This is a genomic window from Pedomonas mirosovicensis (assembly GCF_022569295.1).
Lineage (GTDB): Bacteria > Pseudomonadota > Alphaproteobacteria > Sphingomonadales > Sphingomonadaceae > Pedomonas > Pedomonas mirosovicensis.
In genome coordinates this window covers 2,569,529-2,583,095 of sequence record NZ_JAKFIA010000001.1, presented here as the reverse complement: position 1 = coordinate 2,583,095, position 13,567 = coordinate 2,569,529, and the positions used below count along the sequence as shown (strand labels likewise).

Below are 13,567 nucleotides of genomic sequence, written 5' to 3'. Positions count from 1 at the left end.
CGGGAAGCTGGTGCATTAATTCATTGAAATTACAGTCTTTTTGTTGAGTTCCGCTTCGCTCTGGCGGCAAAATAAAATCGCCGGAGCGGACGGACCACTCCGGCGATTGGCGGGATTGCTCCCGTTGCTTCCAGAAGGAGAGGCAGGATATGGACATCCTCTTCCTTCTGGCCCTGATGGTACGCCGGATCGTGATCTCCATCAAGATCCGGCTGACCTTCTAAGACCATAGGCAACACCTATGGTCTAGGGCTGGGCCCGGAGAGTTCAAAGCTCTCCGGGCATGGCCCGTCAGGGAAAACCGGAGGTCGCAGGCGAAGCGGGGAGGACAGGCCGTAAGGCATCCTGCCCCGCTCGGGCGGAACGCAAGAACCGTCCGGCCCGTCTGGCGGCGTCCACAAGGCTCTAAGAATGGGGATGTCCAAAAAGAGGGCGGGGCGGTCCATCGGGGCGGCTCCGCCCTCCGCGCCTGATGGCTGCGGCTCTAGCGCAGAATTACATGGCCGCCAGGCCGTGGCCGCCCACCGGCTCGGTGGCGGCAACCATTTCCATGCCTGCGATGAGCGGGCGGCCCTTGGCGATGGCCTGCTGCACCGAAGGCAGGGAAAGGGAGGCGCGGTGGCTGTCCGCGTTGTCCCACACCTCCGTGATCCACAGCAGGTCGGGATCGACGGGATCGCGGGCAATCACGTAACTAAGGCAACCGGGCATGGTGCCCTTGGTCGCCAGCAGAATGTCGATGAGCGCATCGCGCTGGCCGGGCTGGGCCGTCATCTTGCCGATCAATCCGTACATGGGCGTCTTTTCCTCGCTGGCAGCAAATGCAGGCGGGCCCAAGGTCGCCATGGCCATGGCTCCTGCAACAACTGTGCGCCGTTTCAATCTCATGCGGCGAGACTAGACGGGACGGCGGAATGTGCAAGCAGGGTCATGCCCCGCCCTGAAGGGCCGGGAGGGCAGAGGGGCGCCCCCCCTCTGCAAAGAATATACCCGCCACGAAAACAGGGCCAGCCGGCCTCATCCCCGCGCGGCGGCGGCGTAGAGGGCGATGGCGGCGGCGTTGGAGACGTTGAGGCTTTCCACCCGGCCGCTGATGGGGAGCTTGGCCAGCTCGTCGCAGTGCTCGACCACGTTCGGACGCATTCCCTCGCCCTCGGCCCCCAGCACCAGGCAGGGGCGGCTGGTGCCCAGCACTTGGCTCAGGGATCGTTCGGCCCGGCCGTCCATGCCGATGCGCCAGAAACCGGCCTCCGCGATGTCATCGAGCGCGCGGGCAAGGTTCACCACCCGCACCCATGGCACCAGTTCCAGGCAGCCGGAGGCGGACTTGGCTAGCGCGCCGGTCTCGGGCGGAGCATGGCGGTCCTGTGTTACCACCGCCCGGGCATCGAACGCGGCGGCAGAGCGGAGAATCGCGCCGATGTTGTGGGGATCGGTCACCTGATCGAGCACCAGAATCGGGCGGCGATCCTCCGCTGGGATGTTCTGGAGAACATCGAACAGCGCCGGGCCGTCCAGAGGGTGGGTCTCCAGCACCAGGCCTTGCGTCGGCGCGCCCTCGGGCACGAGTCGCTTCAGCTCCTGCGAGTCCATCAACCGCACATCGAGCTTGGGCGGGGTTTCAACCTCGGCCAGCGCCTCGCGGGTGGCATAGAGGCGAACGAGCCGCCTCTCGGGGTTGGCGAGCGCCGCCGTCACCGGATGGCGGCCGTAAAGCCGCACCAGATTTGGCCGGTTCGTGCTGCGTCCGGCAGGGGAGGGGCGGCCGTTTTGACCGCTCCGATCGGGGGAATGTCTTTTTTGTTGTCGCATAGCGCATTATTTGGCGTCTCAGCCGTTGACATGAAAGCCTAAATCGCGCATCACGCGCCCCACGCTTCACCGCGGCACCGATCGTTGAGTTGGAGGGGTGGCCGAGCGGTCAATGGCAGCAGACTGTAAATCTGCCGACTTCACGTCTACGTTGGTTCGAATCCAACCCCTCCACCACCGCCGCCCTTCGGGGTTCACCCTGGAAGCGGACTTCTCCTCAAGACCCCGATATTCTGAAACGCCGTTGATTTTAACGGCCTTGGCCGGCTGTGCGCTGTGGCGCGCAGGGCTGTAACGCCTCAGGAACGTAAAGGGAACGGTGGACACCGAGGCGCGTTTGCTCCCCAGATCGCCCGAACCTGCCCTCAACATCGCCAAGGCAAGCAGGCCGGGTTTCCCCCTTGTGGATGGGAGAGACAACATGGTGTTCAAGCATTACGGCATGACCGCCCTCGCCGCAGTATTGGTGGCAGGCATGGCTGGCGGCGCATTGGCGCAAGACACCACCGTGCCTCCGGCGACAGGTACAGGTGCGACCGACCAAACCACGACGACCCCCAGCGGAACCATGGGCACGGGCGCTGCGGACACCACGGGCACGACCGGCACCGGAACCATGGGCGCGACCGGTACTACGCCTGCTGATACCGAGCCGGCCGCAGGCAGCACCTATCCAGGGTCGACCGGAACCACGACCACCGGGACGACCACGACCGGCACGACGAGCGCTGGCACAACGGGCACCGGCACGACCACATCCAACAGCGCGATCGATACCCCGCCGGAAACGGCGACGCCAACCGCCGTGCCGGAAGATGACGGCGGCATGGACCTGGGCTGGCTGGGGTTGATCGGCCTTGCCGGTCTGCTTGGTCTGCGTGGCCGGCATGATGAACATATCCGCAGCGATATGGGCCGCCCGACCGCGACCCGCTGATGGCAGACGTGTAAGCCGGGCCGGCGAGCGGGAAAGACGCCCGCTTGCCGGCCTGCCTCTATTGGGTGGTGCGCGCGTTTTCCTTCTGGCGAGGGGCGGTCTTCTGCGCGGGGCAGGGGCGCCGGCGCGCCTTCTCCTGCGGTCCCGGCTCATTCTGTTGGCAATGGTGTTGGCGGGAGCGGGGCCGGATGCCCGCGCTTTGACCCCCACAGGGCTGGGGCCGGTGCGAATGGGCATGACCGTTGATGAGGCGGCGGTGGCGCTGGGCGCGCCCTTGCGGCCACGCGCCGCTGACGAGCCGCCCGGCTGCTGGATCACCCGACGGGCGGACGGCCGCGATCCCGGCATTGCCTACATGGTGGTGGAGGGCCGCATCCGCCGTATCGATGTTCAGTCCCGAGACAGGCAACCGGCGGCCGGAGGGCGCCCAGACATCATCACGCCCGAGGGCATCGGTATCGGCATGCCCGAGGCAGTGGCGCTGCGGGTTTATGGCACGCGCGTGCACGTTGTTGCCCATCCATACACCGGCCGGGATGGCGGCCATTACCTGATTGTGGATGCGCCGAGGGGCCAAGGCGGGCTGATCTTCGAGACCTACAACAAGCGCATCACGGGTCTGCGCGCCGGATGGCAACCCGAAATCGGCTATGTGGAAGGCTGCTCCTGAGCCCCAGATGGAACGGTTAAAATATAATTCAGGTGTCGGAAAATTATACAAATTCAAAATCAGGCGCTTGTGGCCAATTTGATAAGCCTCTGAAACAAATAGCGAAACGATGCTTGGCATACATTCTGCATAACTTCTGCCGAACAACGAATTCGAGCTAAGGCTGTGAAGGCCGGCCGACACGGCAGGAGACTAAAGATGCAGAATGTTGCTTTGAAGCGGGTAGCGTTGGGTGCAGTGGCGGCTCTGGGCCTGACGGCAACCGCAACCGCGAACGCGGCAGTGATCGACGCCTGGCAGTTCACGGTGGGCAGCGACTGGAGCAACACCAGCTGGGCCTCGACGGGCCCGCAGTCCTATGACCCGAAGAATCCGAACATCGTGAGCGGTGCCCTGCCGAGCGGTGACGACCTGAACGGCGCGGGCAACTACGACATTCTGCGTTGGGGCACGCCGGCGACCTCCAAGGGCCAGAGCTTCCTTGGGGTGGATGATTCGATTACGAACATTGCCTACACCAACGATCTGGCCGGCGCGGCTGGCGCGAACGTGTTCCACGGCAATTTCGCCCAGAAGTCGTCGCAGGTCTATGCCTACGAGAAGATGCTGGACAAGACGACGCTGACCGCCAGCATCACCATCACGCCGGCCAGCATTCCGGGCGCGCCGGAGTTCGGGCCCTTCACCCGCGATTTCCAAATCGAGTTCCTGGAAACCAAGAACGAGCTGCCGGTTGGCGAGTGCGCTGGCGGTTTCGAGGACCCGGTTACGCCCTGCCCGGACTGGTTCAACATCTCGCTGGCCAACGCCTCCTTCGAGACCGGCGTGATCGACTTCACCATCTACACCTTCTCGCTGGTGTTCGACACGGAGAACTCCTCGTTCCTGCGGGCGGATTATGATGGCACCAACGCCACCATCTGGACCGCCGAGGACATGCTGACCCGGTTGGCGACCCGCGTGATCGTGACCGCCCGCGTGCCGGAGCCGGGTGCGATCGGCCTGCTCGGCACCGGCCTCCTTGGCCTGGGCCTGGCGGCTCGCCGCCGTCGCCGTGGCTGACACGGGTTTTCAGGATTGATCTTCTAAGGGGGGCAAGCGCCCCCCTCTTTTTGCCCGGCGCATATTTTCAGGCGCCGGATGCGCGTGCCGAATCGCAAGCTCGAGCGTTTGCTTCGGCATGAACAGGATCGAGACTGAACAGCAGCCGGGAACGCCTGCCGCCGAAACGGACGGCCAGTCGGCGCTTCCTTCCAACGCCTCGCTTTCCAGCCCTCAGGATACGGCAGCGACCGGCCTGGGGGCCGAGGCCCCGCCCGCGAGTTCATTGGAGGCGCCGGAAGGCCCGCCAGCGCCGACGCTGAGACCGCCGTTCCGCCCATGGCCGCGCCGCAGCGACCGGATCTATGGCTATGGAGGCCGAGGGCGCGGGGCGTGGTGAGGCGCGCCTGGCGCAGCCCTCCGGGCCCGTGAGGGCCGCAGGACTGCCGGCAGCCTGCCTGCTGCCTGCCTTAAAGACCTGGTGGGAAGAGTGGAGCGGGCGACGGGAATCGAACCCGCACAACCAGCTTGGAAGGCTGGGGCTCTACCATTGAGCTACGCCCGCAAAATTCCTAGGGGGAATGCTTAGGTTCTGAGGGGTTTCCCGGTCAAGGGGAAAACGACAATTCCCACCGTATTCAGCAGGTCCGCGCCCGGTGGCGATGGCGACGCGCGGGGCGGGCTTTCCTTCGGATGCGAAAACGCCCCCGGCATAGGGCCGGAGGGCGTGATCGGGAGCCATCAGTAAATGCGCCGGATGCCTTATTCGGCGGCCGGCACCTCCGCCGGATGGACCTGATGGGCCGGGTGGCCTGCCGGCGCGCCCACCCCGCGCTTGGGCCGGTGGTCGCCCGCAAGCAGGCTGTAGACCACGGGCACGATGAACAGGGTGAACAGGGTGCCGATGGTCATGCCGCTGGCGATGACGAGGCCAAGCGAGAAGCGGCTGACCGCGCCCGCGCCGGTGGCGATGAGCAGCGGGAACACGCCCGCCACCATGGCCGCCGTCGTCATCAGGATCGGCCGCAGGCGGATGGTCGCCGCCTTGATGACCGCCTCCGCCTTGCTCAGGTTCTCCTTCGCCTGAAGCTCGTTGGCGAACGACACCATGAGAATGCCGTGCTTGGAGATGAGCCCTGCGAGGGTTAAGAGGCCGATCTGGGTGTAGATGTTGATGGTGAAGCCGGGCGGCTGGGTGGGCCAGATGCTGCCCACGTTGAACACGAACAGCGCGCCGCACAGCGACATCGGCACCGACACCAGAATGATGAGCGGATCGCGGAAGCTCTCGTACTGCGCCGCCAGCACCAGGAAGATGATGATGAGAGCAAAGACGAAGGTCTGTGCCAGCGTCGAGCCCTCCTGCTTCAGCTGGCGGCTCTGGCCCTTGTAGTCGTAGGTGAAGCCCGCTGGCAGGATGCGGTCGGCGGTCTGCTCCAGGAACGCCAGCGCCTCGCCGGTGGTGCGGCCGGGGAAGGGCACGCCAGAGAGCGTGGCGCTGTTCTGTTGCTGGAAGGCGGTGAGCGAGTTGGGCTGCACCGAGTAGGTGACCGACACGAAGGTGGACAGCGGCACCAGATCGCCGCTTGCCGAGCGCACGTAGTAGCTGCCCAGCAGTTCGTCGTTCAGGCGGTAGCTGCGCGGCACCTGCGGAATGACGCGGTAGCTGCGCCCTTCCAGGTCGAACAGGTTGACATAGTTGCCGCCCAGCAGCGTGGCGAGGGTCGAGCCGATGTCGGCCATGCTCACGCCCATCTGTGTGGCCTTCTGCCGGTCGATCTTCACGTCGGCCTGCGGCTTGTCGAACGACAGCGACACGTCGGTGAAGATGAACATGCCGCTCTTGTCCGCTTCCTCCTTCAGCTGGGCCATGACCGGCGCGAGCGTCTTATGGTCGCCCAGTGTCTGGATGACGAACTCCACCGGCATGCCGCCGCCCGGCGTCGGCAGGGCAGGGACGTTGAACACCGAGGCCTGCAGGCCCGCATACTGGCTGAGCTTGCCCTGAAGCTGGGGCTGGATCTCGCGGGGGCCGCTCTCCCGCTGATCCCACGGCTTCATCAGGAAGCCGCCCATGCCCTGCGCGCCGCCAACGCCGTTGATGAGGAACGACGTCTGGTATTCGGGGAACGTCTTGAACATGGAGTGGAAGGTGTCGACGTAGGTATCCATGTAGTCGAGCGTCGCCGATTCCGGCGCGCGCCACTGCATGAACAGGAAGCCCTGGTCCTCCTCCGGCGCCAGCTCCTTGCGGGTGGCGTCGTAGAACATCACGCAGCCGGCGAGCACCAGCGCGCCTAGCGTCAGCATGGTCTTGCGGGCGGCGACCGCCTTGCCCAGCCGCGCCGCGTACCAGTGGTCCAGCGCCACGAAGTGCCGGTCCAGCCACTGGGCGAAGCGGTTCTGCTCATGGGGCTTGAGGATGCGCGAGGCCATCATCGGGGAGAGCGTCAGCGCGATGATGCCGGAAATGATGACCGCCGCCGCCAGGGTGAAGGCGAACTCACGGAACAGGATGCCGGTCAGGCCTGAGACGAAGCCGATGGGCGCATAGACCGCCGCCAGCGTGATGGTCATGCCGATGACGGGCAGTGCGATCTCGCGGGCGCCGATGAGGGCGGCATCGAGCGGTTTCTTGCCTTCCTCGATGTGACGGGTGACGTTCTCAACGACGACGATGGCATCGTCGACCACCAGGCCGATGGCCAGCACGAGCGCCAGCAGCGTCAAGAGGTTGATGGAGTAGCCCAGCACCTGCAGCAGGAACAAAACGCCGATCAGCGACAGCGGAATGGTGATGACCGGGATGAGGGTGGAGCGCACGTTGCCGAGGAACAGGAACACCACCAGCACCACGATAAGCGAGGCTTCCGCCACGGTCTTGACCACCTCGTGGATCGAGGCCGCGATGTACTCGGTGGCGTCATAGTCGACGGAGACGGTGAGGCCCGCCGGCAGGTCGGTCTTCAGGGCGTCCAGCTTCTCGCGCACCATGGGGATGACGGTGAGCACGTTGGCTGACGGCGCGGTGGAAACGCCGATGTAGACCGCCCGCTTGCCGGCCGCATAGGAGGTGGAGTCGTAAGACTCCGGCCCAAGCTCCAGGTCGGCGACGTCCGCCAGGCGCACCAGCGTGCCGCCGCGGCTGGCGACGGTCAGGTTGTTGAACTCCTCGACGCTGGAGAGGTCGGTCTTGGCATCGACCGTCGCCTTCACATAGAGGCCCTTCAGCTCGCCCGGTGCGGCGGTGAAGTTGTTGTTCCGCAGCGCCGTGCTCACGTCCGTCGCAGTGACGCCAAGGGCCGCCATGCGGTCCGGCTTCAGCCATACGCGCATGGCGAAGGTTTGCGCGCCCAGAATCTCGGCGGTGGATACGCCATCGACGGTCTGCAGCGCCGGCTGCACCACGCGCACCAGATAGTCCGTCACCTGCGACGAGGTGAGCACGTCGCTGGAGAAGGAGACGTACATCGAGGCGTTGCCCTCGCTGTTCTCGCGGGTGACGACGGGGTCGAACGCCTCGCGCGGCAGCTCGGAGCGGATCTTGTTCACCTTGGAGATGGCGTCCGCCACGGCACGGTCGGAGTCCGCATCCAGATGGAGCTGGAGCAGCACCTCGCTAAAGCCCTGGCCGCTGGTGGACGAGATGGTGTCAACGCCCTCCGTGCCCGAGACCGCTTGCTGGATCTTGGTGGTGATGAAGCTGCGGACCACCTCCGGGCTCGCGCCTGGGTAGGTGGTGCGAATGGTGATCTGCGAGTTCTCGAGGAACGGGAACTGGCGCACGGTAAGGTTGGCCAGCGCCTGCGCGCCGAGCAGCAGGATCAGGAGGCTGACGACCATCGACAGGACGGGTCGCCGGATGAAAATGTCGGTGAACTTCACACCAACCTCCAATTACGCGAGCGCCGGGGGAGCGCTCGTCATCTGTTGCAATTGCGCCGCGTGACGGCGGCGCGCCGTTCAGGCTCCGGCTCAGTTCCGCGGCAGCGGGCTGGCGGGGTCGAGGGCGATGGCATTGTTGATCAGCGCCTTGGCTCCGTCGTGCAGCTTCAGCTGGCCGGCGGTCACCACCGTCTCGCCCGGCTTCACGCCGCTGAGAATGGCCGCGTGGCCCTTGATGGTCTCGCCAGTCTTCACCGCGCGCCGTTCCGCCACGTAAACGGTCTGGTCGCCGGCGGCCTGGCCGCCCGCCGCCGGGGCGGGGGCCGCCTGGGCGCTGCCCGAGGACGCCTTGGTCGCGGGAGCCGGCTTCAGCACGTAGACGGAATCGCCGTAGAGCGAGTAGGCGACGGCCGTTGCCGGCACGGTCACCACATCCTCCTGTCGGCTGCCCTGCACGGTAATGTTGGCGAAGGCCCCAGGGGTCAGCAGCCCGTCCGGGTTGGGCAGGGTCGCCTGCACGGTGACGTTGCGGGTGCTTTCGTCCACCTTGGCGTCGATCGAGGTTATCTTGCCCTCAAAGCGCGTGCCGGGAGCGGCATCCACCTGAATGAAGACGGGCTGACCCAGCTGGATGCGGGCGATGTTCTGCTCGGGCACCGGGAAGGTGGCGTAGATGGGGTCGACCGCCTGCAGGGTGACGACCGGCGTGCCCCGGCTCAGGAACTGGCCGAGGTTGACCTGCCGGATGCCGATGCGGCCTGAAAAGGGCGCGCGGATCACCTTCTTGTCCAGGCTCGCCCGGGCGCGGGCCAGCTGGGCCTTGGCCTCGTCATGCGCCGCGACGGCGCGATCGAGGGCGGCGCGGGAGGCGGTCTGCGTCTCCACCAGCTTCTGGGTGCGCTCCAGGTCCTTGCGGGCGTTGGCGAGCGTTGCCTCATAAAGGGCGACGTCCGCCGCTTCCGTCTCGGTGTCCATGCGGACCAGCACCTGGCCCTTCTTCACCATCTGGCCGGACGTGAAGAGAATCTCCCGCACCACGCCATCCATCTCGGCGGCGATGTCGACGCCGTTGATGGCCTGGATGGAGCCGACGGCCCGGACGGAGTCCGTGCGCTGTTCCAGCCGCGCTTGCTCGGCGGCCACCACCACTGGCGGCGGCTCCGCGCCCAGAATGAACTTCTTCAGCAGCATGGGCTGGATGACATAGTTGTACAGCCCCAAGAGGCCGAAGACGATGGCAAGGGCGACGAGCCCGAAGGTCGATTTGCGGAGGCGCATAGAGTTAACCGGTTACGAGGACAGGGGAAGCGATGCCTGTTGCATCGCAGCGCGTGGCCCTCATAATGAAAACTGTCTAGCCTTTCAACGCTAAGCAACCCAAACGGGTAGGACCGGCGAAAATAGGGCCATTGACGCCTGCGGCATGATCGGCGTGCATCAGGGCGGATCGCGAGAGATTTCGCTTGCCCTCGCCTCGCAGCGATTCTATAGCACCGCACTCTGATGCGCCGTAGGCATAGAGCCTGTGGGGATAGGAGTGTAGCTCAGTTGGTAGAGCATCGGTCTCCAAAACCGAGGGCCGGGGGTTCGAGTCCCTCCACTCCTGCCACCGCTTCGGTGGTTCCTGCCCAGGCTTAGGCGGGCGCATTGGTGAGGTGGAAGCTGGGAACGGTCTGACCGCCACCGGGAATGGTGTGCTGTTGGACTGTTTTGTTTTGTCCGGATACGCTGCAGGCGATTCGGACTCGAGCGAACGGAGAGAAGAACGATGGCGAAGACCAGCCCAGGCGAGTTCGTCCGGCAGGTTCGCCAGGAGACGCGCAAGGTCACGTGGCCGACGCGACGGGAGACGATGATCACCACGGTCATGGTCTTCGTTTTGACGGGTATTCTTTCCGTCTTCTTCCTGGGCGTCGACTGGGTTCTTGGCTCCATCGTGCAACTTCTGCTGAACCTTGGCCAGTAAGGCCGGGTCGGGTTGGGAACGACGTCAGGACAACGCAGACCAAGGGCCGAAATGACAGCGCGCTGGTACATCATTCACGCCTACTCGGGCTTCGAGAACAAGGTTCGCGATCAGATCAAGGCGGAGGCCGAGCGCCTTGGCCTGGCTGATTTCATTCCCCAGGTCGAAGTGCCGACCGAGAAGGTGACCGAGGTTCGCCGCAACAAGAAGGTCGTTGTCGAGCGCACCTCCTTCCCCGGCTACGTGCTCGCCAAGATGCACATGAACGACGAGGTCTATCACCTGGTGCGGAACACGCCGAAGGTGACCGGTTTTCTCGGCGCGCAGGGTAAGCCGCAGCCCATCACCGAGGCTGAGGCCGGCCGCATCCTGAACATGCAGGGCGAGGCGGCGGCTCCCAAGGCCAAGGCCCGCGCCGAGTTCGAGATCGGCGATTCGGTGCGCGTGCTGGACGGCCCGTTCGCGTCGTTCAACGGCCTCGTCGAGGAGATCGACTACGACCGCGCCCGCGTGAAGGTGTCGGTATCCATCTTCGGCCGCGCAACGCCGGTCGAGCTGGACTTCGAGCAGGTCGAGCGCGTCAAGTAAGGCGCAACGGTTTCGCCGGACCCAGCCTGTCCTGGGGTCCGGTTCATCGCATTCGGCTCGTGCCGCAGGCGACTTTAGGGGCAGGGCCAGCTTCGGGCGCGGTTGACCGGGGCGGGCAGCGTGGGAGGCAGTGCCATCTGCCGGTCACCACGGCAACCGCAGCCACCGGCGGGGTATCCGCCGGATGCAAAAGAAGGTTGGAGCAATGGCCAAGAAAATTACCGGCTATATCAAGCTGCAAGTGCCGGCTGGTTCCGCCAACCCGAGCCCGCCGATTGGTCCGGCTCTGGGTCAGCGCGGCGTGAACATCATGGAATTCTGCAAGGCGTTCAACGCCAAGACGCAGGAAATGGAAAAGGGCATGCCGATTCCGGTGATTATCACCGTGTACGGCGACCGCTCGTTCACGTTCGTGATGAAGACGCCGCCGGCGACCTACCTGCTCGCCAAGGCCGCGAAGATCCAGAAGGGCGCCGCGACCACGGGCAAGGGCTACGTGGGCAAGGTGACCCGCGAGGACATCCGCAAGATCGCTGAGACCAAGATGCCGGATCTGAACACGACCGACATCGAAGCCGCGATGCGTTCCGTTGAAGGTTCGGCCCGTTCCATGGGCCTTCAGGTCGTGGAGGCCTAAGCCATGGCAAAGCTGAGCAAGCGCATGCAGAAGATCGCCCCGACGGTCGATCGTCAGAAGTTCTACGCTGTCGACGAGGCGATCGCCCTCGTGAAGCAGAACGCCGTTTCGAAGTTCGACGAGACCATCGAAATCGCGATCAACCTGAACGTCGATCCGCGTCACGCCGACCAGATGGTTCGCGGCGTCACCACCCTGCCGAAGGGCACGGGCAAGACCGTCCGCGTCGCCGTGTTCGCCAAGGAAGGCAAGGCTGAGGAAGCCAAGGCCGCCGGCGCGGACATCGTGGGCGCCGAGGACCTGATCGATGCCGTCTCCAAGGGCGAGATCAACTTCGACCGCTGCATCGCCACCCCGGACATGATGGGCCTCATCGGCCGCGTCGCCAAGATCCTGGGTCCGAAGGGCATGATGCCGAACCCGAAGCTGGGCACCGTGACCCCGAACGTGGCCGACGCCGTGAAGGCCGCCAAGGGTGGTCAGGTGGAGTTCCGCGTCGAGAAGGCCGGTATCATCCACGCCCGCCTCGGCAAGGCCTCGTTCGCGGCTGAGGATCTGCGCGCCAACTTCGACGCCTTCGTCGACGCCATCATCAAGGCGAAGCCGTCGGGCGCCAAGGGTAAGTACCTCACCAAGATCGCCCTCAGCTCCACCATGGGCCCGGGCGTGAAGGTGGATGTTGCCAACGTCAACGGCGCGATCTAACGCCAGACGTTGAATGGAATTCCCTGCCTGGCCATAAACCGGGCAGGGATTTGGCCGATGGCCTCCGGGCCATCTGCCAGCCGTCCGAGACTGCAGGCGCTTCCCCTCGGGAAGCTTAAACGCCAAGCCTGCACAGACGGGGAAACGAGACTTTATGGTGCTCGCGGTGCGATCGCGGGGCCAACCGCAAGGGAAAGCCATCAGGCTGAATGCCTCTGGGCTGACTGGCGCGGGTGTCGGGATGACCCCACGGACGGGCTATGAGGTCCGGTTTGCCGGACCTCGGCTCAACGGCCGGAAGGCGCAAGCCGACCGGCTAACAAGGAGAAGAGCATGGACAGAGTCCAGAAAAAGGAGATGGTCTCCTCGCTCAATGCTACCTTCTCTGAGACGTCAGTGGTCGTGGTCACCCGGAATCTGGGTCTGACCGTCGCCCAGGTGAACGATCTCCGGAGAAAGATGCAGGCAGCGGGTGCCACCTTCAAAGTGGCGAAGAACCGGCTCGCTCGCATTGCCGCCGAAGGCACGCCGTACACGTCGATCAGCCCGCTGCTGACCGGCCCGACGGCGCTGTCCACTTCCAAGGATCCCGTGGCTGCGGCCAAGGTGATCGTGGACTTCGCGAAGACCACCGACAAGATCGAGATCCTCGGTGGCGCGATGGGGACGACCGCCCTCGACGTCAATGGCGTGAAGGCGCTGGCTGAACTGCCGTCGCTCGACGAACTGCGCGCAACGCTCGTGGGCCTCATCAATGCCCCGGCGACCAAGATCGCGCGCGTCGTTGGCGCTCCGGCGACCAAGGTGGCTCGCGTCGTCTCGGCTTATGCCGAGAAAGAAGCCGCTTAACCCTAAGACAATTGATTTGGGCGCCTGAATGCGCCCTATTGGAGACTTAAAATGGCTGACCTTGCGAAACTGGTTGATGATCTGTCTGCCCTGACCGTCCTGGAAGCTGCTGAGCTGGCCAAGATGCTGGAAGAGAAGTGGGGCGTGTCGGCTGCTGCTGCCGTCGCCGTTGCTGCTCCGGCTGCTGGCGGCGCTGCTGCTCCGGCTGCTGAAGAGAAGACCGAGTTCGACGTCGTTCTCGTGTCGGACAACGGCAAGAAGATCAACGTGATTAAGGAAGTCCGCGCCATCACCGGCCTGGGCCTGACCGAGGCGAAGGCTCTCGTCGAGGGCGCCCCGAAGGCCGTGAAGGAAGGCGTCGCGAAGGACGAAGCCGAGAAGATCAAGAAGCAGCTTGAGGAAGCCGGCGCGACCGTCGAACTCAAGTAAGCCTTTTCGGCTTATGCGTCTAAGGGGTGCGCCGCTCCAGGGCCGGAG

Annotated in this window: 13 protein-coding genes and 3 tRNA genes; 11 read left to right on the top strand and 5 right to left on the bottom strand. The window is 64.9% G+C overall.

Annotated features, from left to right (window positions below; all coding sequences use genetic code 11):
* Positions 1 to 495: 495 nt before the first annotated feature.
* Positions 496 to 846: a putative quinol monooxygenase gene (locus tag L0C21_RS12335; protein ID WP_259278637.1), complete on the bottom strand. Its 351-nt coding sequence runs from the start codon at positions 844 to 846 to the stop codon at positions 496 to 498.
* 171 nt (positions 847 to 1,017) lie between these two features.
* The gene (rlmB, locus tag L0C21_RS12330) at positions 1,018 to 1,812 is read right to left on the bottom strand and encodes a 23S rRNA (guanosine(2251)-2'-O)-methyltransferase RlmB (RefSeq protein ID WP_259278636.1); all 795 of its coding nucleotides are present in this window, start codon (positions 1,810 to 1,812) and stop codon (positions 1,018 to 1,020) included.
* A 91-nt stretch (positions 1,813 to 1,903) separates the two neighbouring features.
* Here rlmB and L0C21_RS12325 point away from each other — a divergent pair.
* The 4 genes from L0C21_RS12325 (at position 1,904) to L0C21_RS12310 (ending at position 4,481) form a co-directional block, all read left to right on the top strand.
* Positions 1,904 to 1,989, top strand: a tRNA-Tyr gene (locus L0C21_RS12325).
* A gap of 244 nt (positions 1,990 to 2,233) precedes the next feature.
* The gene (locus L0C21_RS12320; RefSeq protein ID WP_259278635.1) at positions 2,234 to 2,749 is read left to right on the top strand and encodes a hypothetical protein; all 516 of its coding nucleotides are present in this window, start codon (positions 2,234 to 2,236) and stop codon (positions 2,747 to 2,749) included.
* Between the two features lie 235 nt (positions 2,750 to 2,984).
* Complete coding sequence (locus L0C21_RS12315; RefSeq protein ID WP_259278634.1) at positions 2,985 to 3,419, top strand: hypothetical protein; 435 nt, start codon at positions 2,985 to 2,987, stop codon at positions 3,417 to 3,419.
* 198 nt (positions 3,420 to 3,617) lie between these two features.
* Complete coding sequence (locus L0C21_RS12310; RefSeq protein WP_259278633.1) at positions 3,618 to 4,481, top strand: THxN family PEP-CTERM protein; 864 nt, start codon at positions 3,618 to 3,620, stop codon at positions 4,479 to 4,481.
* Positions 4,482 to 4,951: 470 nt separating this feature from the next.
* Here L0C21_RS12310 and L0C21_RS12305 read toward each other — a convergent pair.
* The 3 genes from L0C21_RS12305 to L0C21_RS12295 form a co-directional block, all read right to left on the bottom strand.
* Positions 4,952 to 5,025 (bottom strand) — tRNA-Gly (locus tag L0C21_RS12305).
* A 197-nt stretch (positions 5,026 to 5,222) separates the two neighbouring features.
* Positions 5,223 to 8,345, bottom strand: coding sequence for an efflux RND transporter permease subunit (locus L0C21_RS12300; RefSeq protein WP_259278632.1), 3,123 nt, complete (start codon positions 8,343 to 8,345; stop codon positions 5,223 to 5,225).
* A gap of 90 nt (positions 8,346 to 8,435) precedes the next feature.
* Positions 8,436 to 9,623: an efflux RND transporter periplasmic adaptor subunit gene (locus L0C21_RS12295; RefSeq protein WP_259278631.1), complete on the bottom strand. Its 1,188-nt coding sequence runs from the start codon at positions 9,621 to 9,623 to the stop codon at positions 8,436 to 8,438.
* 255 nt (positions 9,624 to 9,878) lie between these two features.
* On the opposite strand from L0C21_RS12295, the gene L0C21_RS12290 reads away from it, so the two are divergent.
* The 7 genes from L0C21_RS12290 to rplL all read left to right on the top strand — a co-directional run bounded on the left by L0C21_RS12290 (position 9,879) and on the right by rplL (position 13,519).
* Positions 9,879 to 9,954: transfer RNA gene (locus tag L0C21_RS12290), tRNA-Trp, on the top strand.
* Positions 9,955 to 10,113: 159 nt separating this feature from the next.
* Complete coding sequence (secE, locus tag L0C21_RS12285; RefSeq protein WP_259278630.1) at positions 10,114 to 10,311, top strand: preprotein translocase subunit SecE; 198 nt, start codon at positions 10,114 to 10,116, stop codon at positions 10,309 to 10,311.
* 51 nt (positions 10,312 to 10,362) lie between these two features.
* Complete coding sequence (gene nusG / locus L0C21_RS12280) at positions 10,363 to 10,899, top strand: transcription termination/antitermination protein NusG (protein ID WP_259278629.1); 537 nt, start codon at positions 10,363 to 10,365, stop codon at positions 10,897 to 10,899.
* Between the two features lie 205 nt (positions 10,900 to 11,104).
* Positions 11,105 to 11,536, top strand: coding sequence for a 50S ribosomal protein L11 (gene rplK, locus L0C21_RS12275; protein ID WP_259278628.1), 432 nt, complete (start codon positions 11,105 to 11,107; stop codon positions 11,534 to 11,536).
* 3 nt (positions 11,537 to 11,539) lie between these two features.
* Positions 11,540 to 12,241 (top strand): 50S ribosomal protein L1, encoded by a 702-nt coding sequence (gene rplA / locus L0C21_RS12270; RefSeq protein ID WP_259278627.1) that lies wholly within the window; start codon positions 11,540 to 11,542, stop codon positions 12,239 to 12,241.
* A 333-nt stretch (positions 12,242 to 12,574) separates the two neighbouring features.
* A complete protein-coding gene (gene rplJ, locus L0C21_RS12265) occupies positions 12,575 to 13,090 on the top strand; it encodes a 50S ribosomal protein L10 (protein ID WP_259278626.1) in 516 nt (171 codons plus the stop codon).
* Positions 13,091 to 13,141: 51 nt separating this feature from the next.
* Positions 13,142 to 13,519 (top strand): 50S ribosomal protein L7/L12, encoded by a 378-nt coding sequence (rplL, locus tag L0C21_RS12260; protein ID WP_259278625.1) that lies wholly within the window; start codon positions 13,142 to 13,144, stop codon positions 13,517 to 13,519.
* Positions 13,520 to 13,567 lie beyond the last annotated feature (48 nt).

Bases quoted from the DNA above. Each gene is read 5' to 3' on its own strand.
- rplL (WP_259278625.1), top strand. From the start codon at position 13,142: ATGGCTGACCTTGCGAAACTGGTTGATGATCTGTCTGCCCTGACCGTC.
- secE (WP_259278630.1), top strand. From the start codon at position 10,114: ATGGCGAAGACCAGCCCAGGCGAGTTCGTCCGGCAGGTTCGCCAGGAG.
- rplA (WP_259278627.1), top strand. From the start codon at position 11,540: ATGGCAAAGCTGAGCAAGCGCATGCAGAAGATCGCCCCGACGGTCGAT.
- L0C21_RS12295 (WP_259278631.1), bottom strand. From the start codon at position 9,623: ATGCGCCTCCGCAAATCGACCTTCGGGCTCGTCGCCCTTGCCATCGTC.
- L0C21_RS12315 (WP_259278634.1), top strand. From the start codon at position 2,985: ATGACCGTTGATGAGGCGGCGGTGGCGCTGGGCGCGCCCTTGCGGCCA.
- L0C21_RS12320 (WP_259278635.1), top strand. From the start codon at position 2,234: ATGGTGTTCAAGCATTACGGCATGACCGCCCTCGCCGCAGTATTGGTG.
- rplK (WP_259278628.1), top strand. From the start codon at position 11,105: ATGGCCAAGAAAATTACCGGCTATATCAAGCTGCAAGTGCCGGCTGGT.
- L0C21_RS12335 (WP_259278637.1), bottom strand. From the start codon at position 846: ATGGCGACCTTGGGCCCGCCTGCATTTGCTGCCAGCGAGGAAAAGACG.
- rplJ (WP_259278626.1), top strand. From the start codon at position 12,575: ATGGACAGAGTCCAGAAAAAGGAGATGGTCTCCTCGCTCAATGCTACC.
- nusG (WP_259278629.1), top strand. From the start codon at position 10,363: ATGACAGCGCGCTGGTACATCATTCACGCCTACTCGGGCTTCGAGAAC.
- L0C21_RS12310 (WP_259278633.1), top strand. From the start codon at position 3,618: ATGCAGAATGTTGCTTTGAAGCGGGTAGCGTTGGGTGCAGTGGCGGCT.
- rlmB (WP_259278636.1), bottom strand. From the start codon at position 1,812: ATGCGACAACAAAAAAGACATTCCCCCGATCGGAGCGGTCAAAACGGC.